Source organism: Exiguobacterium sp. B2(2022), from assembly GCF_028823655.1.
GTDB classification, from domain to species: Bacteria; Bacillota; Bacilli; order Exiguobacteriales; family Exiguobacteriaceae; genus Exiguobacterium; species Exiguobacterium aestuarii_A.
In genome coordinates, this window is the sequence record NZ_JAPEHX010000103.1 from 1 (window position 1) to 3,628 (window position 3,628).

The 3,628-nt window shown below is 46.3% G+C and carries 6 protein-coding genes; 4 read left to right on the plus strand and 2 right to left on the minus strand.

Annotated elements, in window-relative coordinates:
* Window positions 1-845 (minus strand): class II fructose-bisphosphatase (gene glpX / locus ON063_RS14295; RefSeq protein WP_274665585.1); only part of this gene is annotated, 845 nt, incomplete at its 3' end.
* A 158-nt stretch (window positions 846-1,003) separates the two neighbouring features.
* On the opposite strand from glpX, the gene ON063_RS14300 reads away from it, so the two are divergent.
* Entirely contained in the window at window positions 1,004-1,447 is a 444-nt protein-coding gene (locus ON063_RS14300) for a DUF86 domain-containing protein (RefSeq protein WP_074033528.1), read from the plus strand.
* 4 nt (window positions 1,448-1,451) lie between these two features.
* Window positions 1,452-2,231 (plus strand): TIGR01457 family HAD-type hydrolase, encoded by a 780-nt coding sequence (locus ON063_RS14305; protein ID WP_214693457.1) that lies wholly within the window; start codon window positions 1,452-1,454, stop codon window positions 2,229-2,231.
* Window positions 2,232-2,250: 19 nt separating this feature from the next.
* Here the strand turns inward: ON063_RS14305 and ON063_RS14310 are convergent, their stop codons facing one another.
* Window positions 2,251-2,478 carry a NifU family protein gene (locus tag ON063_RS14310; protein WP_012726833.1) on the minus strand — a complete coding sequence of 76 codons (228 nt, stop codon included), beginning with the start codon at window positions 2,476-2,478 and terminating at the stop codon, window positions 2,251-2,253.
* Window positions 2,479-2,606: 128 nt separating this feature from the next.
* On the opposite strand from ON063_RS14310, the gene ON063_RS14315 reads away from it, so the two are divergent.
* Window positions 2,607-2,894, plus strand: a complete 288-nt coding sequence (locus tag ON063_RS14315; RefSeq protein WP_274665586.1) for a YuzD family protein — start codon at window positions 2,607-2,609, stop codon at window positions 2,892-2,894.
* Between the two features lie 136 nt (window positions 2,895-3,030).
* Window positions 3,031-3,628 (plus strand): protoglobin family protein (locus tag ON063_RS14320; protein WP_274665587.1); only part of this gene is annotated, 598 nt, incomplete at its 3' end.

Here is a 3,628-nt window from a genome sequence, read left to right on the forward strand (position 1 = left end):
ACGCCATCGAGCAACTCACCTGACGTGACACCCGTCGCAGCAAAGATGCAGTCGTCGCTCTTGACGAGGTCGTCGAGCGTAAGGAGTTGAAGTGGGTCTTCAATTCCCATTGAGATGACGCGAGCTGATTCCTCTTCGTTCATCGGATGTAGACGGGCCTGCATGTCTCCACCAAGCGCTTTGACAGCAGCGGCTGTGATGACTCCTTCAGGAGCTCCACCTGTACTGATGAAAATATCGATCGGGTTCGATTTGACGGCAGCAGCGATTCCGGCAGACACATCGCCATCTTCGAATAGCTTGACGCGTGCGCCGACATTCATGACGGCTTGACGAAGGTGTTCGTGGCGGTCACGGTCTTGCATGATGACCGTTACTTCTTCGATGCGCTTGTTATTATATTTCGCAGCTTTTTCAATGATTGACTCGAGCGGTTCGTCGAGGGAGACTTTCCCTTTTAAGTTTGGACCGACGACAAGCTTGTCCATGTACATATCTGGTGCGTGGAGGAGGGCACCTTCATCAGCAACGGCGATAACGACCATCGCATCTCCAAGGCCTTTTGCGACAATGGATGTTCCTTCGAGTGGATCGACAGCGATGTCAACTTTCGGACCGAATGTCGTTCCGAGTTTTTCCCCGATGTAGAGCATTGGAGCCTCATCGAGTTCACCTTCTCCGATGACAACTGTCGCATCCATGTTGACCGTTCCGAGAACTTCTCGCATCGCTGACGTTGCTGCATCATCGGCCTCGTTCTTTTGACCGCGTCCAATCCATTTCGATGATGCGAGTGCTGCTGCTTCTGTTGCCCGTACGATTTCTAATGCTAATTCACGTTCCATAGTGTTGTACCCTCCACGTTATCTCTATTCAATGTGTTATACTTTTTACGGTTTAAATCCGTTGATTAGTGTATCACAATGTTATAAATGATGTAAATAGGACAGATTCTTTTCTCCTGACCGAAAAAGCATTAGTATTAACAGCAGGGGGGATCATCATGTATTTTGTGAATAGAGAGAAGATTAATCAGACACTGGAACAAATGGAGACGATGTTAGCGCACACCGATCAATTGACGGGGGATGCGTTCACGGTGGAGCTTGCGAAACAGCGAATGGCCGTCCTTCTTATGGAAGGTGTCATCGATGTTGGGAACTCGATGATTGACGGGTTCATTATGCGAGATCCGGGAAGTTATGAAGACATTGTCGACATCTTACTGGATGAGCGCGTACTCGATGAGACGACGGCGAACGCGACGAAAGCGCTCGTCGGATTACGTGCCTATTACGTTCGTGAGTTTGTGCACGCCGACGCATCAAAATTTGATGAGTGGGTGAAGACGTCAAAACAAGACTTCACGGCATTCTCCGCACAAGTTCGTCACTACTTAGAAGTCGAGCTTGGACCAGTGTCCGCATTCTTACCAGAAAGCGAGTGATTGGATGGAACCGATTAAAGGATATTTGTTTGATTTAGACGGCACGATGTATGCCGGTACAGAACCCGTTCAGGCAGCGGTTGATTTCGTCAACGAATTAGAAGCGACGGGCGTCCCGTATTTGTTCGTCACGAACAACGCTTCGATGACACAACAACAGATCGCGGATAAATTGATTGCGATGGGCGCAAACGTGAAGGCGGAGAACGTCTTGACGAGCGCGATGGCGACGGCTTTTTATATTGAGAAGATGTCGCCAGGAGCAACCGTCTATATGATTGGGGAAGACGGACTCCGTCTCGCGTTAGAGTCTCGCGGTTTTCATGTCACAGACGAACCGAAGGCGGACTACGTGGTCATCGGACTCGACCGACACATCACGTATGAGAAGTTGGCGCGAGGCGCAATCGCCATCCGTTCGGGGGCTCGATTCATCTCGACGAATGGGGATATCGCCATTCCGACCGAACGTGGATTTTTACCGGGGAACGGATCACTCACGTCCGTGTTGACCGTGACGACGGAGAAAGATCCTTTCTTCATCGGAAAGCCGGAACCGGTCATGATTGACATCGCACTTGACATGATTGGGTTGAATAAAGAAGATGTCGTCATGGTAGGGGATAACTATCACACAGATATTTTATTTGGAATCAATGGTGGTATTCGTACACTCCATGTGAATTCAGGTGTACATGGACCGGCGTTTATCCAAGAACAAGAAAAACTCCCAACCTATATGGTCGAGAGCTTAGATGAATGGAAGCATGAAAAAAAGGGATGACGAATGTCTCCCTTTTTGCTTAGAATACTTGTTCTACTTCGACGATGCCTGGTACTTCTTCGATGAGCGCACGCTCAATACCGGCTTTTAGCGTGATTGTTGAAGACGGGCAGCTGCCGCAAGCACCCATCAAACGGAGCTTGACGATGCCTTCTTCGACATCTACGAGTTCGACGTCTCCGCCGTCACGAAGCAAGAACGGACGCAATTTATCGAGCACTTCTTGGACTTGATCAAACATTTCCATGGTATCTACCCCTTTCTCGTTCTACTTTATTCTAGCAAGTTTGAGAGTGTTTCTCAATCATTTACGCTGAGCGTTTCATCATCGAGTAAGGGAAGGATTTTGTATAATGGTTTTGAGGGGGAATGAAGATGAAAATTACGGTATATGGGGCTGAAGTTCAATGTGCGAGTTGTGTCGGTGCACCGAGTTCGACCGAGACGTATGAATGGTTACAAAGTGCACTCGGACGAAAGTATCCAGAGCAATCCTTTTCGTTCGAATATATCAACTTCGAACAGAGTGAAGACGAGTTCGCCCAGGCACTTAAAGAGGACGAATGGTTCTATCCGCTCGTCTTGTTAGACGGGGAAGTAATTGACGAAGGGGTCGTTCAGTTACGAAAAGTATATGCGGCGATTGAGGCAAAGCAAAAGTGAAATAAAGAAAATGAGACGATTTCATGTGTGATGAAGTCGTCTTTTTCGTCTACAAAAACTCCTTATTTTTGAATGAAGGAAATAAGTTCGTCTTTTTGTATCCTATTTACTGTAGGAAGTATAGGAGGCGACGGCGATGTTTCGAAAAAAGATAGACGTACAAAATAGATTGGATCAAGTGATTGAAATGGATCGAGTCAAAATTGATCTTTCATCAGAACTAAATCAACAACGACAGTTGATTCAACTGACTTTAGAAGATTTAGCATATTTGAGAAGTTATCGATTTTACATTCAAGAAGCACTACCACAACTCGTTCATTTGTTTTATCGTCACTTAGAAGAAATCGAAGAATTAAAGCAGATGATTAATCAACATTCATCTTCGGACCGGCTCAAAGTGACCTTAACGACGCATATCGGTGAGATGTTTGAGGGAGTCATTGACTCAGCGTATATTGAAAAACGTTATCGAATTGCGAAACGTCATCATATGATCGGTCTTAAGGGAAAATGGTATATGGCGGCTTTCCAAAAAATCTTTGATCATGTGTTAGAGAATATCGAAGCAGATCCGTTCGACCCGTTTTCGAAGATGAGACTTCTCTCAGCGGTGACGAAAATTTTCAACTTTGAGCAACAAATTGTGCTAGAAATGTTTGATGAAGATGCGTCCAACATGCAGCAGAAAATGGATTACCGTGAACAAATGGGTCGAACGGTCCAAGCGACAA

Excerpts from the sequence above, each read along its gene's own strand:
- ON063_RS14310 (WP_012726833.1), bottom strand. The coding sequence starts at position 2,478 with ATGGAAATGTTTGATCAAGTCCAAGAAGTGCTCGATAAATTGCGTCCG.
- ON063_RS14315 (WP_274665586.1), top strand. The coding sequence starts at position 2,607 with ATGAAAATTACGGTATATGGGGCTGAAGTTCAATGTGCGAGTTGTGTC.
- ON063_RS14300 (WP_074033528.1), top strand. The coding sequence starts at position 1,004 with ATGTATTTTGTGAATAGAGAGAAGATTAATCAGACACTGGAACAAATG.
- ON063_RS14305 (WP_214693457.1), top strand. The coding sequence starts at position 1,452 with ATGGAACCGATTAAAGGATATTTGTTTGATTTAGACGGCACGATGTAT.